Origin of the sequence: Ruminococcus sp. CAG:57 (genome assembly GCF_000435935.1) — a bacterium.
Taxonomy (GTDB): domain Bacteria; phylum Bacillota; class Clostridia; order Oscillospirales; family Ruminococcaceae; genus Hominimerdicola; species Hominimerdicola aceti.
Genome location: NZ_FR890787.1, coordinates 40,935 through 63,746 on the forward strand (window position 1 = coordinate 40,935; position 22,812 = coordinate 63,746).

The 22,812-nt window shown below is 44.2% G+C and carries 19 protein-coding genes; 6 read left to right on the top strand and 13 right to left on the bottom strand.

Annotated elements, in window-relative coordinates; translation table 11 throughout:
* Positions 1-2,488 (bottom strand): right-handed parallel beta-helix repeat-containing protein (locus tag QVO88_RS10850; RefSeq protein ID WP_288178024.1); only part of this gene is annotated, 2,488 nt, incomplete at its 3' end.
* Positions 2,489-2,730: 242 nt separating this feature from the next.
* A complete protein-coding gene (locus QVO88_RS10855) occupies positions 2,731-3,519 on the bottom strand; it encodes a ZIP family metal transporter (RefSeq protein WP_022288479.1) in 789 nt (262 codons plus the stop codon).
* A 226-nt stretch (positions 3,520-3,745) separates the two neighbouring features.
* Here QVO88_RS10855 and QVO88_RS10860 point away from each other — a divergent pair, with 226 nt between their 5' ends.
* Positions 3,746-5,305, top strand: coding sequence for an SPOCS domain-containing protein (locus QVO88_RS10860; protein ID WP_022288480.1), 1,560 nt, complete (start codon positions 3,746-3,748; stop codon positions 5,303-5,305).
* A gap of 12 nt (positions 5,306-5,317) precedes the next feature.
* A complete protein-coding gene (gene spoIVA / locus QVO88_RS10865; protein WP_022288481.1) occupies positions 5,318-6,793 on the top strand; it encodes a stage IV sporulation protein A in 1,476 nt (491 codons plus the stop codon).
* An 85-nt stretch (positions 6,794-6,878) separates the two neighbouring features.
* Here the strand turns inward: spoIVA and QVO88_RS10870 are convergent, their stop codons facing one another.
* From QVO88_RS10870 to QVO88_RS10905, 8 genes are all read right to left on the bottom strand, one after another.
* Positions 6,879-7,217, bottom strand: coding sequence for a hypothetical protein (locus QVO88_RS10870; RefSeq protein ID WP_022288482.1), 339 nt, complete (start codon positions 7,215-7,217; stop codon positions 6,879-6,881).
* Between the two features lie 21 nt (positions 7,218-7,238).
* Positions 7,239-8,204, bottom strand: coding sequence for a 50S ribosomal protein L11 methyltransferase (gene prmA, locus QVO88_RS10875; protein ID WP_022288483.1), 966 nt, complete (start codon positions 8,202-8,204; stop codon positions 7,239-7,241).
* Positions 8,205-8,381: 177 nt separating this feature from the next.
* Positions 8,382-9,080: an ABC transporter ATP-binding protein gene (locus QVO88_RS10880; protein ID WP_243271200.1), complete on the bottom strand. Its 699-nt coding sequence runs from the start codon at positions 9,078-9,080 to the stop codon at positions 8,382-8,384.
* Positions 9,081-9,143: 63 nt separating this feature from the next.
* Positions 9,144-9,998, bottom strand: coding sequence for an ABC transporter permease (locus tag QVO88_RS10885; RefSeq protein ID WP_022288485.1), 855 nt, complete (start codon positions 9,996-9,998; stop codon positions 9,144-9,146).
* Positions 9,999-10,003: 5 nt separating this feature from the next.
* Positions 10,004-11,128: a CDP-glycerol glycerophosphotransferase family protein gene (locus QVO88_RS10890; protein WP_022288486.1), complete on the bottom strand. Its 1,125-nt coding sequence runs from the start codon at positions 11,126-11,128 to the stop codon at positions 10,004-10,006.
* Complete coding sequence (locus tag QVO88_RS10895; RefSeq protein WP_022288487.1) at positions 11,128-11,964, bottom strand: glycosyltransferase; 837 nt, start codon at positions 11,962-11,964, stop codon at positions 11,128-11,130. Before QVO88_RS10895 ends, QVO88_RS10890 begins: the two co-directional genes overlap by 1 nt.
* 162 nt (positions 11,965-12,126) lie before the next feature.
* Entirely contained in the window at positions 12,127-12,492 is a 366-nt protein-coding gene (locus tag QVO88_RS10900; protein WP_022288488.1) for a MerR family transcriptional regulator, read from the bottom strand.
* A 15-nt stretch (positions 12,493-12,507) separates the two neighbouring features.
* Positions 12,508-13,230, bottom strand: coding sequence for a carboxymuconolactone decarboxylase family protein (locus QVO88_RS10905; RefSeq protein WP_022288489.1), 723 nt, complete (start codon positions 13,228-13,230; stop codon positions 12,508-12,510).
* 247 nt (positions 13,231-13,477) lie between these two features.
* On the opposite strand from QVO88_RS10905, the gene QVO88_RS10910 reads away from it, so the two are divergent.
* Positions 13,478-14,212, top strand: coding sequence for a D-Ala-D-Ala carboxypeptidase VanY (locus tag QVO88_RS10910; protein ID WP_022288490.1), 735 nt, complete (start codon positions 13,478-13,480; stop codon positions 14,210-14,212).
* Positions 14,213-14,378: 166 nt separating this feature from the next.
* Here the strand turns inward: QVO88_RS10910 and QVO88_RS10915 are convergent, their stop codons facing one another.
* Positions 14,379-15,251 (bottom strand): LysR family transcriptional regulator, encoded by an 873-nt coding sequence (locus QVO88_RS10915; protein WP_147340031.1) that lies wholly within the window; start codon positions 15,249-15,251, stop codon positions 14,379-14,381.
* 199 nt (positions 15,252-15,450) lie between these two features.
* Here QVO88_RS10915 and QVO88_RS10920 point away from each other — a divergent pair, with 199 nt between their 5' ends.
* The 3 genes from QVO88_RS10920 to QVO88_RS10930 are packed head-to-tail and all read left to right on the top strand — an operon-like array spanning position 15,451 to position 19,579.
* On the top strand, positions 15,451-15,882 hold the full coding sequence (locus QVO88_RS10920) for a MarR family winged helix-turn-helix transcriptional regulator (protein WP_022288492.1): 432 nt from the start codon (positions 15,451-15,453) through the stop codon (positions 15,880-15,882).
* A gap of 25 nt (positions 15,883-15,907) precedes the next feature.
* Positions 15,908-17,665, top strand: coding sequence for an ABC transporter ATP-binding protein (locus QVO88_RS10925; protein WP_022288493.1), 1,758 nt, complete (start codon positions 15,908-15,910; stop codon positions 17,663-17,665).
* Positions 17,666-17,677: 12 nt separating this feature from the next.
* The gene (locus QVO88_RS10930) at positions 17,678-19,579 is read left to right on the top strand and encodes an ABC transporter ATP-binding protein (RefSeq protein WP_265290526.1); all 1,902 of its coding nucleotides are present in this window, start codon (positions 17,678-17,680) and stop codon (positions 19,577-19,579) included.
* A gap of 101 nt (positions 19,580-19,680) precedes the next feature.
* Here the strand turns inward: QVO88_RS10930 and QVO88_RS10935 are convergent, their stop codons facing one another.
* Together QVO88_RS10935 and QVO88_RS10940 are read right to left on the bottom strand one after the other, a co-directional pair.
* Positions 19,681-19,929 carry a hypothetical protein gene (locus QVO88_RS10935; protein ID WP_022288495.1) on the bottom strand — a complete coding sequence of 83 codons (249 nt, stop codon included), beginning with the start codon at positions 19,927-19,929 and terminating at the stop codon, positions 19,681-19,683.
* 79 nt (positions 19,930-20,008) lie between these two features.
* Positions 20,009-22,792 (bottom strand): right-handed parallel beta-helix repeat-containing protein, encoded by a 2,784-nt coding sequence (locus QVO88_RS10940; protein ID WP_022288496.1) that lies wholly within the window; start codon positions 22,790-22,792, stop codon positions 20,009-20,011.
* Positions 22,793-22,812 lie beyond the last annotated feature (20 nt).

Consider the following 22,812-nt stretch of genomic DNA (forward strand, 5'->3'; position numbering starts at 1 on the left):
CGATTACCTGTGCAGGTGAATTGTAGTTCACCACTATGGCAGGCTCTCTGTGAGATGTGTGGTCAAGCTTATCCTTGACCGCTTCTGCTACCTCATAGCCCTGTGCTTTCATTGTAGGCTTGCCCATAACGATAGACTTGCTGTTAAGCTCCTGCGGCTTTATGACCATCACATTGTCAGACTTTAGTGTTATGTCAAACTGAAAATCAGCCGAGTCGCAATACTGACCAATGCCTATAACCGTCACCTTTGCAGTTCCAATGTTCACGTTGTCAGAGTAAACTGTTCTGTAATCAACGTCAGGAATAAGCGTTTCTCCGTCTACAAAAACGTCAAATATCTGCGTTCTCTCCTTGCCAGTGTATGACATAGAGCCACGCATATTTGTGGTACAACCCCGAATAGTGAGCTTTGTTTTTATGCTCATATCCGCACTGTCGCTTCCCTCTTGGACACTGTCAACAGTGTCAAGAAAAGCTTTCACTTTATAAACATATCTTGTTTTTGGAACAAGTCCATAGTCTGTAAATGAAGTGCCGTCTGTTACAGTTGCTATCTGCTCAAACTCTGCGTCCTCAGCGTCGGTCTTTCTGTAAACATAATAGCCGTCAGCCTGCGACACCTCGTCCCATGTTAAAGTGAGCTTATCAGAGCAGATATCCTGCGACTTTACGTTATCAGGTGCGTTCAGAAGCACTGCCGCACTGCCTGTGACGTAAACATCGCCCTTGCTGTTGTCAGCAAAGCTGTTTCCGCTTATTTTAACCTGAGATTTCTTATTAGCTTTTATTCCGTAGCCTTTATTTTTATTGCAGGTGTTGTTGAAAAACTCCACAGAAGCGCTGTTGTCAGCCATAAAACCGCTAAGACCGTTTTCTTCAAGGATATTGTCAGAAGCCTTACCGCTTCCGCCAGTGAATATAAGTCCGTGATTTTTAGACTTCTTAACAGTGTTTTTTCTCACATCTGCCTTAGATTCTTTGGTTATCTTTATGCCGTTGGAGTCTGCTGAGGTTATAGTATTGCCTGATATGGTATTTTTATCAGAACCGCCTGAAACATAAACTCCCGACACGCCCGGCTTTTTAATGGTATTTGAGCTTACCTCATTGCCTGAACCACCGCTTATATAAACGCTGTTCTGCTTTGTGCCTGTAAGCTTATTTTTGGTCACAGTCACCTGTGACGATTCGCTGAGCCATATAAGATCCATGGAATAATTATATCTGTCATAGTCATAGCTTATATCGTTAGAACCTATGAAAATTCCCGAAACGTCCGTGAGCCTTACTGCCGAACCAGCTGTTTTTATAGTGTTGTCTACTATCTTCACGCCCTTTACAGTGTAATTGTAATCAGGGTGTGAGTATGACTTTTCAAGCTTCTTGCCGAATATCTGGATAGCATACGGCTGGGGATAATAATATGTACCCACAACGGTTATGTCGTTGTTTCTTATTATGGTATTGGCATTATCGTCAAGACGATCCTTTATACCTGCATATCCTGAATTAGGCACATGGAAATTTGCATTTTCATAATCGGTCATGTACTTGAAATCTATGGCACAGCCAACGTTTTTCATAGTATTGTTTTCGATTATACATTTTTTATGATTAATAAGTACGATAGCTGTTCCGCTCATATTATAAAATGAGTTGCCTGATATAAGTGTATTAGTATAATATACACCAAGACAAGCTGAATGTGAGCCAAGACCTCTTATAAGGTCATGGAATTTGTTGTTCTTTATTACAGCATTGTCGCAAGGGGTATCATCAAAAGGCTCATACGCCGGGAAAACATCACTGTTACTTATGGTATCCAGCTGTATAGCCTCTTTCTGAAATGTTCCCGTATAACCATGAAAATCGCAATCCTCGATAGTGATGCCCTTTACACCGCCTATCTCAACATGATGACCATTGTAATTGTTTTTTATCTCAACGTTCTTTATCCAAAGGTTTTTCATGTGACCAAATCTCATATTAGAAAATGGTCTTGAAGTAGACGAAGGGTTGCCGTCCCAACAGCCGCCCTCGATAACGATATTTCTCTCGCTGCCATATCCGCCTGCACCGTTTGCCTGAGCGTTCTTTATCATACAGCCCTTGTCAAAATTTCTGACAATAGTCGCTCCGTCCTCAAGATACAGCCAAGTGTTTGAATATATCTCCAAAAGCTTGTCTATCCTGTATTTTCCTTTCGGCACAACGACCTTTATCTGCACAGAGTTGGAGCCGTTGTCAATGGCATAGTCAAGGGCTTTCTGTATCGCCTTTGAGGAGTCTTTCTTTCCCTTTTTGTCTGCGCCGAAGTCAACAACATTCACTTCAAGCGCTCCCGAATATCCGCTTATTTCCGCTCCACTGGCTTTTGTGCCGGTGATAGTGGAATAATCATAAGCAAAGCACCTTACTGTCATAAGCATAATGGCGAATAAACACGCCGCTGCAGAGGCAATAAAGGTGCGAGTTATCTTTGTCAATTCTCATCTGTCCTTTCGTTGTCTTAGGGTTATCGCTGCTCTCTTTTTGTTCTTTTTATCTTTTTAGCAGAACATATTTTACACATATTCAATTATACCAAATCATGCCCCGTTTGTCAACCGAAAAACGTCAAAAAGACGAAAGCAATAACTCACAAAGTCAACGCATGATACTTGTGCGTTATCACAACAAAAAAACTGCGGTAAAAAATTTCACCGCAGTTTTTAACAAATATGCCTTTTTATCCTAGCGCCACATCAAGTATCATCATAAGCAAGAAGCCTAGCATTACGCCAACTGTTCCCATGTGACCTTCCCCCAGATGTGCTTCGGGGATAAGCTCCTCCACCACCACATAGAGCATTGCTCCTGCGGCAAAGGCAAGAAGCCACGGAAGAAGCGGTTGGATAGCACCTGCGGCAAGAACGGTGAGAAGTCCGAAAACAGGCTCAACAATTCCTGAAAGAGTGCCAAGGCCGAATGCTTTCGCCCTGCCCATGCCCGATTGCCTCAGCGGCAGTGCGATAGCCGCCCCCTCCGGAAAGTTCTGTATTCCCATGCCTATGGCAAGTGCGATAGCAGAAGCCAGCAGTACCGAGCTGTCATTATGTGCCGCCAGTGCAAAGGCAAGACCTACTGCCATGCCCTCCGGGATATTGTGCAGTGTGATAGCGAAAATAAGCATTCCCGAACGCTTTAGCCCCCTGCGGACGCCCTCTTCCCTTTCAGGCTCAGGTAAAAAATAAGGCATTGCCTTGTCAAGCCCCATAAGAAACAGCACGCCTAGCGCAAAGCCGCCTGCGGCAGGTATCCAGCCTATCCTGCCGAGAGCTTCCGCCTCGTTTATGGCAGGGATAAGCAAGCTCCACACGCTTGCGGCTATCATAACGCCTGCGGCAAAGCCTAAAAAGGCTTTCTGCACCTTTTCGCTCTGCCCCTCTTTTCTCATGAAAAAGACCACAGCCGCACCTAACGTCGTCATAGAGAATGTAAAGCCCGTGCCTGCCGCAGCCCAAAGTAGACCATTCATACTATTATGTTTCCTTTCAGACAGTATTATGTCAGATACAATGACATATCTTAGTCTATGAAAAGCCTTTACGCTGTGTGAAAAAGCCTCTGACGACAAAATACATTAAATTTGTCTGAGATTTTCAGAATATGACCCGTCCCAAGTGAATATAATGTTCTCAGCAGGGCATTACAAGCCCTTTACGATCGTATGATCAGTTTATTTTTAGGAGGAAACAGACAAGATGAACACTATGGATCTTAAGCTTAACAGAGAGATGCTGTCAATGACACGGACTATCCTTGACGCCTCCTGCGAGCAGGCTGTGGAAAAGGATTTTCTGCTGCCCGACTATTATCCCGATATTTTCAGGGTACTAAAATGCGTTATCATGCCAACAGTACAGAGCCATTCCATAAACGGCGGAAAGCTCAGCTTTGACATGGCAGTGCTCATAAGAGTGCTTTACATCAGCCAGAACGACAAGCGGATAAACTGCATCGAGCAGAAAATGAACTACACAAAGTCTTTCGACCTGCAAGGGGATTGCGGTGACCCTATGATATGGCTCACGCCAAAATGCGATTATGTCAACTGCCGTGTGGTAAATCAGCGCAGACTTGATATCAGGGGGGCTGTGACTATCCACGCAAAGGTAACGGGCGAAGTAACTGTGCCTATAGTCACAGACGCATTCGGCTGCGGCATTCAGCTAAAAAAGGCGGCTGTTACATACCCAGCAAAACGTCTTACCGCTGCAAAACGTATCACACTAATAGAGGAATTGCAGCTTTCTGCGGCAAAAGCCCCTGTTGGCACTATCCTGCGGACAGATTGCCGCATTATCCCACAGGAACACAAGATGATAGCAGGCAAGCTTGTGACAAAGGGCGACGCTGAGATAATGATGCTTTACTCCTGCGTAACTACCGATGGAGAAGAAACAGCCGAAACAATGCGGTTTACTCTGCCGTTCTCACAGATAATCGACATAGACGGCATTGACGATACTTTCACCGCAGACGTGAGGATAACCCCTGCGGGGTGTGATATCATACCGAAATCTGACGATTCTGGCACACTTGAATGTGAGCTTGTGCTTCTTGTGAACTGCGTTGCCAAAAAGATTTCCACCTGTGAGATCGTCACAGACGCATACTCCACCTGCTTTGAGTGCGAGGCTGAAAGGTGTGAAAGCAAACTTGACAGCGAAAGCATAAAGTTATCTGACAGCCACAGTGTTACTGCAAAGCTTTCCTGCCAGGAGGGTGAGATACGCTGTGTTCACGACAGTTGGGCGACCCTTTCCAATGTGACATCAAGGCTTGACGAGGAAAAGAAAGCCTTTATCATTTCAGGAAGCGTGACGTTCTGTATTATCGGCAGGAACGAGGACGGCACTCCCCTTTATCTTGAAAACGATTCGCCTTTTGAGCATGAGATACCCATTCCGGAGAATGTCAATGGTGAGATATCCATATCCCCTGACCTGTGCATAGAAAACTGCACATACTATCTTGCAGACGAAACAACAGCGGAGCTTAAAGCCGATATCAAGATAGGCGGAGAAATGACTATTCAACAGACAGGGACTATGATATCAGAGCTTAGGGTACTCACAGATAAGCCGAAAGAGAAAAATGACAAATACGCTCTGAAAATATGCTACTGCAATGAGAGCGACGATATCTGGGAGATAGCGAAAAAGTATTCAACTTCCATAACCGCCATACTTGAAGAAAACGAGCTTACCGACGATAAAATATCAAAACAGGGAATGTTGCTTATCCCATTAATGAACTAGGAGGACAGACACATGAAAAACGATATTTACACCGACATTGCCACACGGACGGGGGGCGATATCTATATAGGCGTGGTAGGTCCTGTCCGCACGGGAAAATCCACCTTTATAAAGCAGTTCATGGAGCAGTTCGTTATACCGAACATTGAAAGCGACTACCGCAAGGAGCGTGCCATTGACGAGCTGCCCCAGTCCTCCGCAGGCAAGACTATCATGACCACTGAGCCTAAGTTCATTCCTGAGGAGGCTGTAAACATCACCCTAGAGGGCGGAGCAAGCTTCAACGTGCGAATGATAGACTGTGTGGGCTACATAATCCCAAGCGCCATAGGCTACATTGAGAATGAAGCCCCGAGAATGGTGGTCACACCGTGGTTTGACACGGAAGTGCCTTTCAACATGGCGGCTGAGGTGGGAACGCAAAAGGTCATAACAGAACATTCCACCATAGGTCTTGTGGTGACGACAGACGGCAGTATCACCGACCTTCCACGAGAAGAATACGAGGAATGTGAGGAGCGTATAATCGACGAGCTGAAGCAGATAGGCAAGCCGTTTGTGGTGCTTATGAACACCACTGAGCCTTACTCTCAGCAGACAAAAGACCTTTGCGAACAGCTTTCCGACAAATATGGCACTACAGTTATGCCTATAAACTGTTTGGAGCTTTCGGAAAAAGAGATAAAAGAGATACTTACGCTTCTGCTATACTCTTTCCCTGTGAAAGAGATAAACATCTCAATGCCCTCATGGATAAACTCTCTTGACAAGGGTCACTGGCTGAAAGAAGCGGTTTTCGGACATATCAAGGAAGCGGCTTCAGCCGTGACAAATCTTCGTGACATTTCAGACTGTGCCGAAAAGATATGCTGCTGTGAGCAGGTGTCCTCAGGCTCGGTGGCTGAGATAGACCTTGGAAAAGGCTCGGCTGTCATAAAGGTGGAACTTGACCCTGCGCTGTTTTTCAGGATAATAGGCGAAGCCACAGGGCTTGAGATAAAGGACGAAAACGACCTTATGCCGAGAATTTTGGAACTTGTGAAGATAAAAGAACGTTTCTCGAAATTCAGCTCTGCCCTTGATGAAATGGAGAAAACAGGCTACGGAATAGTTATGCCTGAAATGAACGAGCTGACCCTTGATGAGCCTGAGATAATAAAGCAGGGTGGAAAATACGGTGTAAGGCTCAAAGCCGCCGCACCAGCTATTCACCTGCTGAAAACCACTATCAACACCGAGGTAGCACCTATCGTCGGCTCGGAAAAGCAATCTGAGGAGCTTGTGCTTTATATGCTCAACGATTTTGAGGAATCGCCTGAAAAGATATGGGAGTCAAACATTTTCGGCAAGTCACTCCACGAGCTTGTGAGCGAGGGTCTGCACACAAAGCTTTCAAAGCTTCCTGAGGACGCACGCATGAAGATAAAGGAAACTATCGAGCGCATGATAAACGAGGGCTGTTCGGGACTTATCTGTTTTATTCTCTAAGAGTTTCATAAATGAAAATAAACTGATCCACCAAAAAAAGCGTTACACTGTGAAAAGTGCAACGCTTTTTATCTTGTATAAAGTGTTAATTTACTCCCTCTGCAAAGCTGATCGGCACACCGAAAAGCACGCCTGCATTAGGCTGTGAAAGGTCGCCTGTAACATCAGTTATCGCCTTTCTTGCAACATCTACCTGATCGTCTGCAACGGCAACGAAAATTGTCTTGCCCTTTTGTGCAGCATCCTCGCCGCTGAGAATAGATCTCAGAACGCCGATCATAGGCAGATTATCCATTGTAGAAATAGATTTCGCCATTCCCACGCTGTCAATGACCGTTCCTCCTCTTATGCCTGCCTGTGCCAGCGAACGCATGATTTCGTCTACTAACTCGATTCTCTTGATAACCAAAAACAATAACTGCATTTTGATCCGTCCTTTCATCTCTTATTTCCTGAATGACGCAGCCACCCAGTCTTCTTTTTCTCTTATCTCAATAAGCTCAAAGCCCTCTGCTTTAAGCCTGTCAAGCACCTCATCTTTTCTCTGGTCGATTATACCTGAAACTATGAGCGTTCCGCCGTCTTTGATAAATCCGCCGAAAATCCCGCTCATGCCTATAAGAACATCTGCCACGATATTTGCACAAAGCAGGTCATAGCCTGTGCCTATCTGCTCCACCAGAGCCTTATCGTCTATGATATTTCCGCAGTAAGCTGTATACTTTTCTGCGCTTATATGGTTTTTCTCTGCATTTTCCTTTGCTATCTTAACAGAATTTTCGTCAACGTCCACCGCTGTTGCACTTTCAGCACCAAGGAGCAATGCGCCGATAGAAAGTATTCCGCTTCCGCACCCAAGGTCAAGTATCCTGTCGCCCTCATGGAGATTTTTCTCCACAAGCTCCAGACAAAGCTGGGTTGTGTTATGCTGACCTGTGCCGAAAGATGAGGCAGGGTCTATTTCCAGTATCTTTCTCTTTTCACCCTCAGCGACCTTTTCCCATGACGGCTTTATAAGAAGCTTTTCGCCAACGCAAAGGGGCTTGAAATACTGCTTCCAGTTGTTCGCCCAGTCCTCTTCCTTAACGTTTTTAAGCTCATATTCAAGCCTGCCGAACTCATTGTTCACGTCACGCTTTTTGAGCGCTTTAAGCTCCAGCTTCATAGCTTCAAGATTTTCAAGACCCTGAGCGTTCTCAGGGAGATAAACTGTCACCGTAGTTTCACAGTTTTTTAGTCCCATAAGGTCATCATCTATATAATCCCAGTTGCCGTCCTTATCATCAAGAAAGTCCTGAAAATCCTTTGCGTCCTTGATAACAAAGCCGTTTATACCCATTCCAAGCAGACTTCCCGTTACTGCTTCGATGCCTTCTGTTGTGGTATATATATCCATTTCAACCCAATTCATAATATCAATTCCTTTCGATAATATCTTATTATAACACATTTTTGCGATTTTGTAAAGCTTTTTGACTATGATTTATTATACAAAATTAAATATTGATAATTGTATACACTTATCAAATATCAACTATAACAAGAGTAAACAAAAAGCTTCCCGTCAAAAAACGAAAAGCTTTCATGATCATTTTTTCTTATCGTAAGCGTCAAAGGCTTCCTCAACAGTGCCGTCCACCTGCACCTTGCCGTCTTTTAGGAATATCGCCCTTGTACAAGTTTCCTCGATAGCCTTGCGTGAGTGGGAAACGAACAGTACCGTTACACCAGTGGAGATAACATCATTTATCTTGTCACGGCACTTCTTCTGAAAGTCTGCGTCGCCAACGCTCAGTGCCTCGTCAACAACGAGGATATCAGGCTTGATATTTATATTGATAGCAAAGCCAAGACGCATTTTCATTCCGCTTGAATATGTTCTTACAGGTTGGTCGATATACTCTCCAAGATCTGCAAAATCAATTATATCCTGCTCTATCTCCTTTATCTGATCGTCATTAAGACCGAGTAGATAGCCCTTTAGATAGATATTTTCCATACCCGTCATATCCAGTGAAAAGCCTGCTGTAAGCTCAAGCAATGCGGCAACCTTTCCTCTTACAGTGATAGTGCCACTGTTTGGAAAGCTTACGCCTGTTATCATTTTCAGAATGGTCGATTTTCCTGCACCGTTCTTTCCGATAATTCCCACAGACTCGCCTGGGTATATCTTGAAGCTCACGCCTTTAAGGGCAGGGTGCTTCTTTACTCCCCTGTTTTTTGTGAAAATAGCCTTAAAGCGTGCCTTTTCGTTTTTATATAAAAAGTATTCTTTTTTTACGTCCAAAAATTCAATAATTGGCTCAGTCGCTTGATTTTCCATTTAAAAGTCAGTTCCTTTCAGCCTTTGTTACAGAACGTCAGGAAGTATCTTCCTGAACTTCTTATAGGTGTGCGCTCCGAGGAATATCATAAAGATAAACTCCGCATAGAACACCATAGTTTCGGTGGTATAGTTAGAATCAAAAATAAACGTGTCTGTAAGAAAGCTCTTTCTATAGCCGTTTACAAAATAGTTTATAGGGTTGAAATACATGAGCTTTCTCAGCCACAAAGGTGAGATATCATATGTGTTCCAGAATATACCTGAAAGCCAGAAAAGTCCTGTTATAACAGAGTTTATAAGGTTTTCAAAATCCTTGCTGAACGCACTGAGAGGAGCAGTCATCCACGAAAGCACAAGGAAGAAAAAATACATCATCAGCGCATAATAGATAAACTGAAGATTGTAAATACTCGGTCCAAAGCCCAGACACAGCAACACCACATACATTATAGCACACAGCAAAATGTGGATATAAAGTCCCGAAAGTGAGGTAAAGGTCATGATATTTGAAACAGGGAAGGACAGCTTTGTTACAAACTGCTTGTTGCTTCTTATTGACCTCGATCCTCCAACGATACATTCTGAAATATAAAACCACGGCACATAGCCGGTGAGCATGAAAACGAACTGAGTATACTTTCCGTTAATGAAATGCACTCCACCGTTTCTTTTTAAACCTATCTCAAAGGCGAACCACAGTATAAAAAGGGTAAAGGTCGGCTTTATAAGCGCCCAAATCGGACCTAACGCCGCGCCCTTATACTTCTTTTTCAGCTCGTTCACCGACAACATTCTTATCTGTCTGAGCTTTCCCTTATGCTCTTTCAATATCTGGGTAAGCCCGAACCAATCAAACTTTTTTCCTTCTATTTTTATCATCTCCGTCAAAAACGCTCTTTTTCCAAAGCGCTGTCGATTATTCTTTCCGTTGACCTGCCGTCGCAGGCAGACATATATTTTTCTGTGAAACGCTCCACGCCCTCACGGTCAAAGCTCTTTTCACTGTCAAGCACAGCTTGTGCAAGCTTCTCTCCCTCCGTCACCAAAGGCGCAGGCATATCTATTTTATAATCAAGATAAAAGCTCCTGCCCTTGCTGTAGCTCTCAATATCAGGGGCAAATATCACCCACGGCTTTTTATACAGTGCATACTCGAACACAAGCGACGAATAGTCCGTCACAAGCACATCTGCCACAGGCATGAGCCTGTTTGTAGCAATATCGCAGTTAGTCAGCCCGCTGTGAAGTCTGGGGTGCATTTTTATAATGACTTTCCAAGCCTCCCCAAGCTTTTTTTCAAGCTCTGCGGCATACTCCTCGCCCACGCAATGACAATCCAAAGCATTCCCCCTGAACGTCGGCGCATAAAGCACTATCTTCTTGCCCTTATAGTCGGGATATCTCTCAAAAAACTCACGTCTGCACTGCTCGTTGTAGCTTTCATCAAAGAACACGTCCGTACGGCTGACGCCAAGGGGCTTTACGATATCTTCTTTCAGCCTGAACGCAGACACAAAAGCCTTTACGCACTCTTTACTGCTCACAGTGATAAGGTCAAAATTCCTTGTAACAGAGCCTTTGAAATGGGAAGATATATCCTCCTCGCTGTCATAGCCGAACTTTTTCAATGCTCCGCAGGAATGCCAAAGCTGAATCACTGTCGTTTCCTCACGCTTTTTGCAGGAAGTCACAGGCACAAAATAGTTGCATATGAACACAGCCCTTGCATTTGCGTAAGCTTTCATAAAGCTCATCATATATTTAAGCCCCGAGACCATTCCACAGCTTGAAAGGTCGCAGTACATCTCCCTGACCTTATAGCCACGGCTTTGAAGCTCCGCTTTTATAAGCTCCATGCTCTCAGGAGTAGAAACGCTGTTAAGGTCTGCAAGGATAACGAGCTTTTTGTCTATATCCTTTTTCTTTGACAACTTGTAGCACAGCGGCAAAAGCGTTTTTTGCAGTGCTGATTTTATGTGCTGTCTTATTATACGTTTGCGGCTCTCCATTATCCCCTAAGAAACCTCTTATATATCTTGCCTGTCAGCGATTTCGGCATTATGAAAATGAAAAACTGAAAAGTGCATGGAACAATAAAGTCCCACAGATTTGAATATCCCATACGGAATATCTTCCACCTGACATTCACAAAGGACTTTGTGTTCGCCCAGTTTCTTCTTCTCTCATAATTGTTCGCCGTAACTCTGTACATCACAAGCGTTTTGTCAAGATTTATTCCCCTTGCGCCGTCCGCAAGCATTTTCACCACGAACTCATAGTCCTCACAGCGTTTTATATTGCTGTAACCTCCCACGCTCAAAGCACGGGATTTCTTATAAACAAGGGTCTGATTATTGAACGGATTTCTCCGCCTTGCATATTTGTGTATTTCTTTATTGGTCAATGGCGTTTTCTTTGTGGCTATCACTTCGCCCGTCTGACTGTCGAACTCGTCTATATAAGCCCCAAGCATATCTATCTCAGGGTGCTTCGCCAAAGCATAAAGCGACCTTTCACAGCGGTCAGGCTTAGCGATATCGTCAGAGTCCATTTTGACTATATACTCATTTTTGCAGGCGTCTATACCTCTGTTAGCGCATCTTCCTGTGCCAACATTCTCCTTGAGCCTTATGGGGTGAAAGCACTCGTAATTCTCCTCATAGTAGTCTACTACCTCGTCAAGCTCTTTTGTGAGCTTTCCATCGCACACAAGCACAAAATCGTTCGTCACATAGGTCTGTGACAGCATACTCTCGATACTTGCCCTGAGATGTTCAGGCTTCTCTCCTGCATAAACAGACATAAGCACGCTGTATTCAGGCAACTCCACATTTTTCACTACCATAGCGCACCGTCCTTTTTTCATTCTGTCAAAATTATCCCCACAAATCTGTAAGCTATTCCATTATACCATTAAAACCGCTGTTTGTCAACGCAGGCGGGGCTGTTAAAACAACACAAAAAGGGCGGCATTTTACTGCCGTCCTTTGTATCATGACCTTATCCGTCACTTTATGACCTTAGCGCATATCTTTTCATAATTGTCTATCTTATAGTTGAGTCTGTCGATAGTCGCAGCTATCTCAGCCTGCTTTTCAAGGAGATCTTTTCTCTGCTCGATAAGCAGATTTTTTCTTGCCTCGATAGTGCTGTCGCCCTGCTGATACAAAGCAACATACTCGATAAGGGCCTCTATTTGCAGACCTGCGCCTCTCATGCACTTTATGAACTCTATCCAATTGCATGAACTTTCATCATAGTCCCTAAGACCGCTTCTCGTTCTCGGCACAGGCGGAATAAGTCCTATACGCTCATAGTATCTCAGTGTATCGGGTGTAAGCCCATATTTCTCACTAACTTCAGAAATAGTCATAGCTTTACCTCTCTATTAAAGTGCATTATACTGCTCGTCTGAAACAGGCTCGCACCACTCGTTCGATGCGCCCTCGGCAGGTATCTCAAGAGCAACGTGCGTGAACCACTCGTCCTTTGTTGCACCGTGCCAATGCTTTATCTCCGGAGCAATGTAAACAACATCACCAGGGTGTAGCTTTCTTGCAGGCTGACCCCATTCCTGATACCAGCCCTCGCCATCTGTACAAAGAAGTATCTGTCCGCCCTTGTGGTGGATATGCCAGTTATTTCTGCACTTTGGCTCAAAGGTAACGTTGAACACGCCTACGCCCTTGACATTCAGCGGTTTAAGATAGCTGTTACCTATAAAATACTGAGCAAAGTTCACATTAGGCTCGCCAAGACCGAAAAGTGAATCTGAGCAGCCGTCCTTTTCCTCAGCATACGCTTCCCTTACCATTGGAAAGACAGCCCAAGCGTTAGGCCAGCCAACATAGAATGCAGCGTGAGTGATGATCTCCACCATTTCAGTCTTTGTTACTCCGTGATTTTTAGCATTCTCGATATGATATTTGATAGAATTGTCTGTAATGCCCTTTGCCATAAGAGCTGTTACCGTAACGATACAACGGTCTCTCAGTGAGAGCTTGTCCTCTCTTGACCATACCTCGCCGAAAAGAACGTCATCATTAAGCTCTGCAAATTTAGGAGCAAGGTCGCCAAGACTATTTCTGCCTGCTGTCTGTTTTACTGCCATGGTAATTACCTCCTAGAGTTTTATTTATTGATTACATTTTACCACCTGGAGTTAGCTCCAAGTCAAGACCTTTTCTATAAAATCGTCGATATGCACAAATCGTCATGCAAAATTTGTTATCACCGACAATAGCTTAATGCTAGTCCGACACATTAAGAAAATCTTATGAAACAGTTAAGCTAATACTCGTGCGAAAGCTTCTTTAGTATGGTATCATTGATACAGTAAAAGCAAAGGAGCGGTCATTATGACAAATAAAAACAAAAAGCATATCGTAATTGCCACTGCAATTATTATTTTGGTTGTGGCATTGCTTATATACAGATATTACATTCCTGATATGAAGCCCAAGAAGCAATCCACACCTGCATCAGTGGAATACACCTATGACGACAGCGTGACTTCATCTCAGCTTGCAGAGTATAAAGCCCGGCAGGACTGGCAGCTCACATTGGTGAACAATGACACGCCTATATGCGAGAATTGCTCAGTGATACTCACCGCCCTTGACAATGGTCAGGCAGTGGACTGCCGCATTTACCCACAGCTTCAGAAAATGTTTGATGACGCACGCTCGCAGGGGATATATCCAACTATCACATCATCGTTCCGCACCGCAGAGGATCAGCAGGACATACTTAAGAGCAAATATGAACACTATCAGAAAATAGGCTACAGCGACAAAAAGGCGAAAGCCTATGCGGAAGAATGGGTGGCAATGCCCGGCACAAGCGAACACGAGCTTGGTCTGTGTGTCGATATCGCAAGCGGTGACAGCAGAGTTACAAATCAGGAAGTATGGGATTGGCTCGCCAAAAACAGCTACAAATATGGCTTTATAGAGCGTTACACAGCCGAAAAGCAAGATATTACCGGTATTATTCCAGAAGAATGGCACTACAGATATGTTGGCGAAAAGGCGGCAAAGGAAATGTATGAAAATAACCTCTGCCTTGAAGAATATTTACAGAATGTGTCATAAAAATGAAATTATGTACCCATTGTTTGATATGTAATACTGCGGGCGAACGCTGTTCGCCCCTACCACTTATTGATATGCGATTTTATGTATGGGCGACCTGAGGTCGCCCACTAATTATTTTCTTTGCAACATTCACAGCGCTGTATCACCCACCGATACAGTGCTTTTATTTTGCAAACTGATTTTTGAGTATCCCAAGCATATCCTTTGCCTGCTTTTCAAGCTGCGACCTGAGATAATAGACACCGAAAGATATCTCTTTCACGCCTTTTATTGGTATCGCTTTTAGCGGACCTTTGTAAGCGTCCTCTATGGCGGGGAAAATCATAAACCCCAGCCCCGCTTCCGCCATTGCAACTGCGCTTTCATAATCTCCACAGAATATTATCTTATCCACCTTGCCGTTCGCAAGTATCCTGTGCTGCAAGGCAAATATCTCGTCAGGACAGGTGTGGCGCTCTATAAAAATAGGTCTGCCTGAGATATCGTCCACATCAAGGCTATCCGCCTTTGCAAGAGGGTGATCTTTCTGGCAAAGGCACATAAACTGACAGCGGCAAAGCTCCACATAGTCAAAAGGCTGTTTATGAGGACTTTTAAATGACAGAAGAAGCTGTATCTTCTGATCTTTGAGCTGATTGTCTATAGACTTGAACGGAGTAAGATCTATATACGGCAAAAGATCATCATAAAGCCTGGACATTTCTCTTAGGGCAGGAGTCAAAACGTTCAGCTCCGCCTGATTGTGACAGCCTATGCTTATCCTCACAGGTTCGTCCTCAAGCTTTTCTGACAGCCTGAATTTTGCTGAGCCTGCTATTTTAAGTATCTGCTCTGCGTCTGAAATAAACATTATACCCTCTCTTGTGAGCGAAACGCTCTTGCTCGTTCGCACGAAAAGCTTCACCCCTAGTTCGTCCTCCAAAGAACCTATCTGGTGGCTCACCGCAGGCTGAGTGATGCTCACAGATTCCGCCGCCTTGGAAAAGTTAAGATACTGCGCCACAGCCAAAAAGCACTCCAATTGTACAGTATTCACAAAAACCGCCCCTTTATGTTTGTTTATTTCCGCAAATTGTTTCGTTTGGTAAACAATTCTTAATAAAAATTAAATTTGATAGCAATCTATAAAATTCTTTTATTAATTATAACATATTTGTATTTCACTTTCAAGTAAAAATGTGATATTATTAATTAAAGCAAAATGTTAGGCGCAAAAATGTAAGGAGGCGAACAATTTGGCGGATAACAGAAAAAAGAACATCCTGCGGTATTCCAAATACATTCATCTGAAAATAGAATGCGAGATAAACACCATGCTCGCAGGCAAGGGTATAACCGCCGCTCAGAGCCATGTGCTTATGTACATAATGGAACATAATGGCGAGCCTGTTTTCTCAACAGCGATACACCACGATCTGAATATTTCCCGTGCGACGGTATCAGGGCTTATAAAAAAGCTCCGTGCAGGAGGATATCTCTCCTATGAGGGCAGTGATGATGACGAGCGTCACAAGAAGATAATAGCAACCGAGAAAGCCTATACCCTCCAGCAGGACATTTGCGACTGTCTTAAAAAGATAGAAACAATGGCTTTCCGTAATTTCACAGATCAGGAGCTTGACGAAATGGAACGGCTCCAGAAAAAAATGATAGACAATACAATATAAAAATAAGCGAGAGGAGGGATCTGGCTTGAAAGAAATACTAGCACAGATCAAACAGTACAAGAAGGACTCCATTCTGACCCCTGTTTTCACAGCACTTGAGGTCTTTATGGAAATGCTTCTGCCTTTTATAATGGCGAAGATAATCGACGACGGCATTGAAAAGGGCAACATGACAAACGTTTATATTTTCGGTGGCGTAATGGTAGTGGCGGCAATGGTCAGCCTGCTTTCGGGCTTTCTTGCAGGAAAATATGCGGCTTCTGCTTCATCAGGCTTTGCCTGCAATCTTCGTGAAGCTATCTACCGCAAGGTGCAGACCTATTCGTTCTCAAACATCGACAAGTTCAGCACCGCAGGTCTTGTAACAAGAATGACAACTGACGTTACAAACGTTCAGAACGCATACCAAATGATAATCCGTATCGCAGTGAGAGCGCCGCTGATGCTCATCTGCTCAATGGCAATGTGCTTTGCAGTAAGCGGCTCAATGAGCACCATATTCCTTGCAGCTATCGTTCTTCTTGGCATAGTTCTTGGAATCATCGTTAAAAAGACGATGAAAGTTTTCACAGAGGCTTTCAAAAAGTATGACGAACTTAACGCAAGCATACAGGAAAACGTATCGGCTATCAGAGTTGTAAAGGCATATGTAAGAGAGGACTTCGAGCAGAAGAAATTCAAGAAAGCCTCAGGCAATCTCTATAAGATGTTCGTAAAGGCTGAGAGCCTTATCGCACTGAACAGCCCTGTTATGATGTTCGTTATCTACTCCTGCATAATGCTCATAAGCTGGCTTGGCGCAAAGAATGTTGTTGCAGGCACGATGAAAACAGGCGAGCTTTCATCTGTTTTCACATATGTTATCTCCGCCATGATGTCACTTATGATGCTCTCTACGATATTCGTTATGATATCAATGAGTACAGCAAGTATCAGACGTATCTCAGAGATACTCAAGGAAACACCTGATCTTCACAACGGTGAGAACCCGGCAAAGGATATGAAAGACGGCTCTGTTGACTTCAACAATGTAAGCTTCTCATACAAGCATGGAAGCGGAAAAATGGTGCTTAACAATATCGACCTGCACATCAAGTCTGGCGAAACTATCGGCATCATAGGCTCAACAGGCTGCGGAAAAACAAGCCTTGTAAATCTTATCAGCCGTCTTTATGACGTTGACGAAGGTTCTGTATGCGTTGGCGGCAAGGACGTAAGAGATTACGATATGGAATATCTGAGAGATCAGGTTTCTGTAGTATTGCAGAAAAACGTGCTTTTCTCAGGCACTATCCTTGACAACCTACGCTGGGGCAACGAAAACGCCACAGACGCCGAATGTATCGAAGCCTGTGAGGCTGCCTGCGTTGACGAGTTCATTGAACGCTTTCCTGAAAAGTATGAAACTTATATCGAGCAGGGCGGTACAAACGTATCAGGCGGACAGAAGCAGCGACTTTGTATTGCAAGAGCGCTTCTGAAAAAGCCAAAGGTTCTTATCCTTGACGACTCCACAAGCGCAGTAGACACTGCAACAGACGCAAAGATAAGAGCGGCATTCGCAAAGTCTATCCCAGGCACAACAAAGTTCATTATCGCACAGAGGATCTCAAGCGTCCAGGACGCCGACAGGATAATAGTTCTTGACGGTGGCAGAGTAAACGGCTTTGACACACACGAAAAGCTTGTTGAAACAAACGAGATATACCGTGAGATATATGAATCTCAGGTAAAGGGCGGCGGAGATTTCGACGTTCAGTCAGCAGGAAAGGAGGAAGCTTAAATGCCTAAGCCAATGAATAAAGAAATGGGCGGCAAGCCTAAAATGTCAGGCGACCAGATGAAAGTCCTCGGCAGAGTAATGAAATATATGCTCAAAAACTATAAATTCTCATTTATAATAGTTGTGGCGTGCATACTTATTCAGGCTGTCACCACACTTGCGGGAATGATGTTCATGCAGTCACTTGTTGATGACTACATCACACCGATGCTAAAGACCTCCAGCCATGATTTTTCACCTCTTGCAAAGGCTCTCGGCGGTCTTGCAGTAGTATACGTTGTGGGCATTGCGGCTTCATACGCATACAACAGGATAATGGTAAACATCGGTCAGGGTACGCTGAGAAACATAAGAGATGATCTGTTTCTCAACATGGAAACACTTCCTATCAAGTATTTTGACACACACCCGCATGGCGACATCATGTCAGTATACACAAATGACGTTGATACTCTCAGACAGTTTATCAGCCAGAGCATACCTCAGCTTATAAACTCTCTTGCAACACTTATATCCACCCTCGTTTCCATGATAATCCTCAACATTCCTCTTACCATACTCTCTATCGCAATGGCATTTGTAATGGTAAAGGTGACCAACGATCTCGCTTCAAAGTCAGGAGCGCACTTTGCGGCTCAGCAGCGTGACCTTGGCGCAGTTGACGGCTTTATCGAAGAAATGCTTGACGGACAGAAAGTAGTAAAAGTGTTCTGTCACGAGGATAAGGCAATAGAAGACTTTGTAAAGATAAATGACAAGCTGAGAGTCAGTGCAAACGAAGCTAACAAGTACGCAAACATCATGATGCCGATAAACGCAAATATCGGAAACCTCAGCTATGTGCTTTGTGCCATTGTGGGAGCTATCCTTGCCATAAACGGCTATGCAGGTCTTACCCTCGGCACTATCGTAACATTTGTATCCCTTAACAAGAACTTCACACAGCCTATCACACAGATAAGCCAGCAAATGGCATTCGTTGTTCAGGCTACCGCAGGCGCAAGCAGAGTGTTTGACCTCCTCGACCAGAAGCCTGAAACAGACGAGGGCTATGTTGAGTTCGTTAATGCAAAATACAACCAGAATGGTGAGCTTGAAGAATGCAAAGAGCGTACAGGCATATGGGCTTGGAAGCATCGTCATCAGGCTGACGGCACTGTTGACTACAAGAAAATGGAGGGCGAGGTCGTATTTGACGGTGTTGACTTCGGATATGACGACAGCAAGATAGTTCTTCATGACGTAAAGCTTTTTGCAAAGCCTGGTCAGAAGATAGCTTTTGTTGGCTCAACAGGCGCAGGAAAGACAACTATCACAAATCTTATCAATCGCTTTTATGACATTCAGGATGGCAAGATACGCTATGACGGAATAAACATTACAAAGATAAAGAAGCCTGCTCTGAGAAAAACTCTCGGCATAGTTTTGCAGGACACACACCTTTTCACAGGCACAGTAATGGAAAATATCCGCTACGGCAACCTTGACGCCACCGACGAGGAATGTATGGCAGCCGCAAGACTTGCAAACGCAAACGGCTTTATAGAAAGACTTCCTGACGGCTACAACACTGTTCTCACAGGCGACGGCTCAAACCTTTCACAGGGTCAGCGTCAGCTCATAGCCATTGCAAGAGCGGCAGTCGGCGATCCTCCTGTTCTTATCCTTGACGAGGCTACTTCTTCTATCGACACAAGAACAGAGAGTCTTGTTCAGGCTGGTATGGACGCTCTCATGCAGGGCAGAACAACATTCGTTATCGCCCACAGACTTTCAACTGTCAGAAACTCAGACTGCATAATGGTACTTGAGCAGGGCAGGATAATCGAGCGTGGCACACATGACGAGCTTATTGCCAAAAAGGGCAAGTATTATCAGCTCTACACAGGAAACTTCGCAGAAGAAACAGCATAAAAGGGGCTATTCCGCCCAAAGAAAAACGCCACGGAGAGAATATCTCCGTGGCGTTTTTGTGCAATAAAAATGCGGCTGACAAAAGCCAACCGCAATAAATCTTATTCTTCTTCCTCTTCGTCCTCATCGAAATCTTCTTCATCGATGCCCATTGGACGAGGCATATCATCTGTCATAGGCTCATCTGCTCTTCTGAAATATGAGTCGAAATCAAAACGTCCCATGCAGATACGCTCCCAGTATGGTTTACCCGGCTCAAGCACCATAACATTATGCTCATGAACTTCGATAACATCATAGATCTTGCCGTATGAATCCTTTACCTGATCGCCCTTTACAACATTGGTCATTATATTCACCTTCCTTGTCATATCTTGAATTATACCACATTATAAGAGCCTTGTCAATCGGCTTGGAAAATTTTTTGCCCTAAATACTTACCTTCTTCACAGCCGACCACTTGCCGTACACTTTGGTCTTGCCAATTGTCTTATAATCCCTTGCCTTGACGTAATATGTCTTTTTGCTTTTAAGACCTTTTATTGTGCCTTTGTTCTTTGAGTTTCCGCTGAGCCACAAGGACTTGCTGTTCTTAAAGCCGCTGTTGTCGGCATATGACACTTGATAGCCTGAATTTGAGCTGTGCTTTGCAAGAGTTACCGCTATCTTCTTTCCGCTCTTGTCGCCCTTGGCAGAAATGCTCTGTCCCTGTGGGTTTATCTTGAAAGTCTTTGTTATCTTACCTGTGTAGCTTCCCTTCCCTGTGACAGTCACCTTAGCAGTGCCTATGTCCTTGTTTGCGGAGTAGCTTACAGTATAGTCCCTGTCCTTTTTGAGGGTGACATTTCCGTCCTTTACAGTGACAGCAGGCTTCAGCGCCTTACCTGTCCACACCTGATCTGACACCTTGACAGACGCCTTCCCGACAGATCTTTTCGTTGCTGATCTTACCTTTATCTCAGCGGAATATCCGCCGTATACCCTTTTGCCTGACACAGTTTCATAACAGCGTACTTTGTAATAATAATCTGTGTTCGCCTTGAAAGATCCATCTGTAAACTTTCCTTTTGCAGTCGTCCCCACGGCAGAGTATTTTCCCTTTGCGCCTGTTTTCCTGTATATCTCATAGCCGCATTTGTTAGTTGATCTGCCAGAAAAGCTGATCTGTATATCCGTGTTATTCACAGAATTCACAGACAATCCTGATACTTTCGGCAGGCTGATAGAAGAATCAGCGCTCTTTGACACTGCCGCAGACTTTGAGCCGTTCACAGCGTTGTCTTTCAGCGAAGCCTTGCTGTGAGAGCTTACGCTTATGCCGCTTTTTCCTGAGCCACTTATGCTGTTTGAATTTACACTCACAGAACTGCTGTAATTTGACACGCAAATGCCGTTCTGCTTGCTGTTTGATATCTTATTTGAGCTTAGAACCACACTGCCGCAGCGGTCTGTAACAAGCAATCCATGCTTGCCTGCGCCAGAAACAGTGTTTGAAGCCGCCTTGCCAGAAGCGTTCTTGCTGAACACGATACCATGCCCCACGGCATTTTTAACTTTGTTGCCTGAGCACTCGCCCTTTGATCCGTTATAAATAAGAATGCCCGTGTCCCCCGCCTTTGAAATGCTGTTGGACTTTATCACAGCGGAAGAATTTGCAGCCACTGCTATACCATGCTTTTTCGCTGAATTTACGCTGTTTGAGCTTGCAATATTGTTCTCAGAGCCGTTGTAGATATTTATTCCGTTCATTCCAACGTTCTCTATGGTATTGTTCTCAAGGGTATTCCCTGAGCTGTCAGTAACGGAAGCACCGTTTCTGGCTGAGCCTGAAATATAGTTATCTATTATCTTTATATTATCACACTCGTTGAGAGTAAGACCATTTTTATCCTTGTAATTAATACCGTCCTGCTTTGTAACGAGAATATTTGATTCGATACTGCAATTCTCAGCGTCATTAAGTGCGATAGTGGTTCCGTTGCTCTCGATTCGATTTTCGAGGATCTTTACTCCTGCCACTCTGAAATTATAGTCAGGGATAACACCATTGTCCTTGACCTCATACCCTGTCAGGCGTATGCCGCTTGTAATGCCATATTCGTCATCACCGCTTACAGAGATAGTGTTAGATGAAATAACAGAGTTTGCGTCGTCCTCAAAGCCGTCAACCGCTTCCTCCATAGACTTCACCACAGGGGGATTGAAATTGTTGTTAGGCAGGCTGGACATTGCCTTGAAGTCTATACCGCTTGCGCAGTTTGTGATAGTGTTATTTGTTATGGTACAATTCTTATAATTGTACATTATCATTGCCACATCGTCGAGGTTTTCAAAAACGTTGCCCTCAATAAGGATATCTGTATAATAGATACCCAGAGTGGCGGAATGAGAACCAAGACCTCTGCAAATGCCTGAGAAAAGATTATTCTTTATGACCACATTTTCGCATGATGTATCGTCAAAAGGCGCATAGCCTGCAAAAACTCTGCTGTTGTTCATGCAATCAAGCTGAATGGCTTCTTTTTTCCTGTAGCCTGTATATCCTGTAAAAGTACAGCCCTCTATGGTGACGTCAGCCGCACCGCCTATCTCCATATGATGACCGTTCTCGTTATTTTTGACGTGCATATCTTTCAGAAGAATATTTCTGCAATGTGCAAATCTGATATTTGAAAAATCTGCGGTATTTGGCCACTGATCTGTGTTTCCGTTCCAAAGCCCGCCCTCAACGATAACATTTTTAACGCCGTCATAGCCGCCGATACCATTATTATCACACCTGAGCATAGGTCCATAGGAAATGCACCTTTTTATCTCAACGCCCTCTTCACAGTATATCCAAGTATCGCTGTATACCACAAGTGCAGAAGAAATAAGATACGTTCCCTTTGGTATCACGACCTTTGTGAAAATGCCCTGTCCTGAATTTTCCTGTGCAGCGTCAAGTGCCTGCTGTATCTGCTTTCCGGTCATAGCGTTTCCTGTGTTGTCTGCACCGAAATCATCAACCACGTTATAAGTGACGATTTCCATGCCGTCTGTATCAAAATACGCACCTGTCACAGCCGTATCTGCCGCTTCTGCCACCGATGTTATAGTCGTAGAGAAGCCCTCGGGAATCACTGTGATAACGAGCAAGAGCGTTGTCAAAAGTGCCGCTATCCGTCTGAAAACGTTTTTTTCACTGATAATTCTGTAGTCTTTAATGTTCATTCTGCTGTGTTCTCCTTAAA

Excerpts from the sequence above, each read along its gene's own strand:
- QVO88_RS10860 (WP_022288480.1), top strand. The coding sequence starts at position 3,746 with ATGAACACTATGGATCTTAAGCTTAACAGAGAGATGCTGTCAATGACA.
- QVO88_RS10910 (WP_022288490.1), top strand. The coding sequence starts at position 13,478 with ATGACAAATAAAAACAAAAAGCATATCGTAATTGCCACTGCAATTATT.
- QVO88_RS10895 (WP_022288487.1), bottom strand. The coding sequence starts at position 11,964 with ATGGTAGTGAAAAATGTGGAGTTGCCTGAATACAGCGTGCTTATGTCT.
- QVO88_RS10870 (WP_022288482.1), bottom strand. The coding sequence starts at position 7,217 with ATGCAGTTATTGTTTTTGGTTATCAAGAGAATCGAGTTAGTAGACGAA.
- QVO88_RS10900 (WP_022288488.1), bottom strand. The coding sequence starts at position 12,492 with ATGACTATTTCTGAAGTTAGTGAGAAATATGGGCTTACACCCGATACA.
- prmA (WP_022288483.1), bottom strand. The coding sequence starts at position 8,204 with ATGAATTGGGTTGAAATGGATATATATACCACAACAGAAGGCATCGAA.
- QVO88_RS10940 (WP_022288496.1), bottom strand. The coding sequence starts at position 22,792 with ATGAACATTAAAGACTACAGAATTATCAGTGAAAAAAACGTTTTCAGA.
- QVO88_RS10890 (WP_022288486.1), bottom strand. The coding sequence starts at position 11,128 with ATGGAGAGCCGCAAACGTATAATAAGACAGCACATAAAATCAGCACTG.
- QVO88_RS10935 (WP_022288495.1), bottom strand. The coding sequence starts at position 19,929 with ATGACCAATGTTGTAAAGGGCGATCAGGTAAAGGATTCATACGGCAAG.
- QVO88_RS10885 (WP_022288485.1), bottom strand. The coding sequence starts at position 9,998 with ATGATAAAAATAGAAGGAAAAAAGTTTGATTGGTTCGGGCTTACCCAG.
- spoIVA (WP_022288481.1), top strand. The coding sequence starts at position 5,318 with ATGAAAAACGATATTTACACCGACATTGCCACACGGACGGGGGGCGAT.
- QVO88_RS10905 (WP_022288489.1), bottom strand. The coding sequence starts at position 13,230 with ATGGCAGTAAAACAGACAGCAGGCAGAAATAGTCTTGGCGACCTTGCT.
- QVO88_RS10930 (WP_265290526.1), top strand. The coding sequence starts at position 17,678 with ATGAATAAAGAAATGGGCGGCAAGCCTAAAATGTCAGGCGACCAGATG.
- QVO88_RS10855 (WP_022288479.1), bottom strand. The coding sequence starts at position 3,519 with ATGAATGGTCTACTTTGGGCTGCGGCAGGCACGGGCTTTACATTCTCT.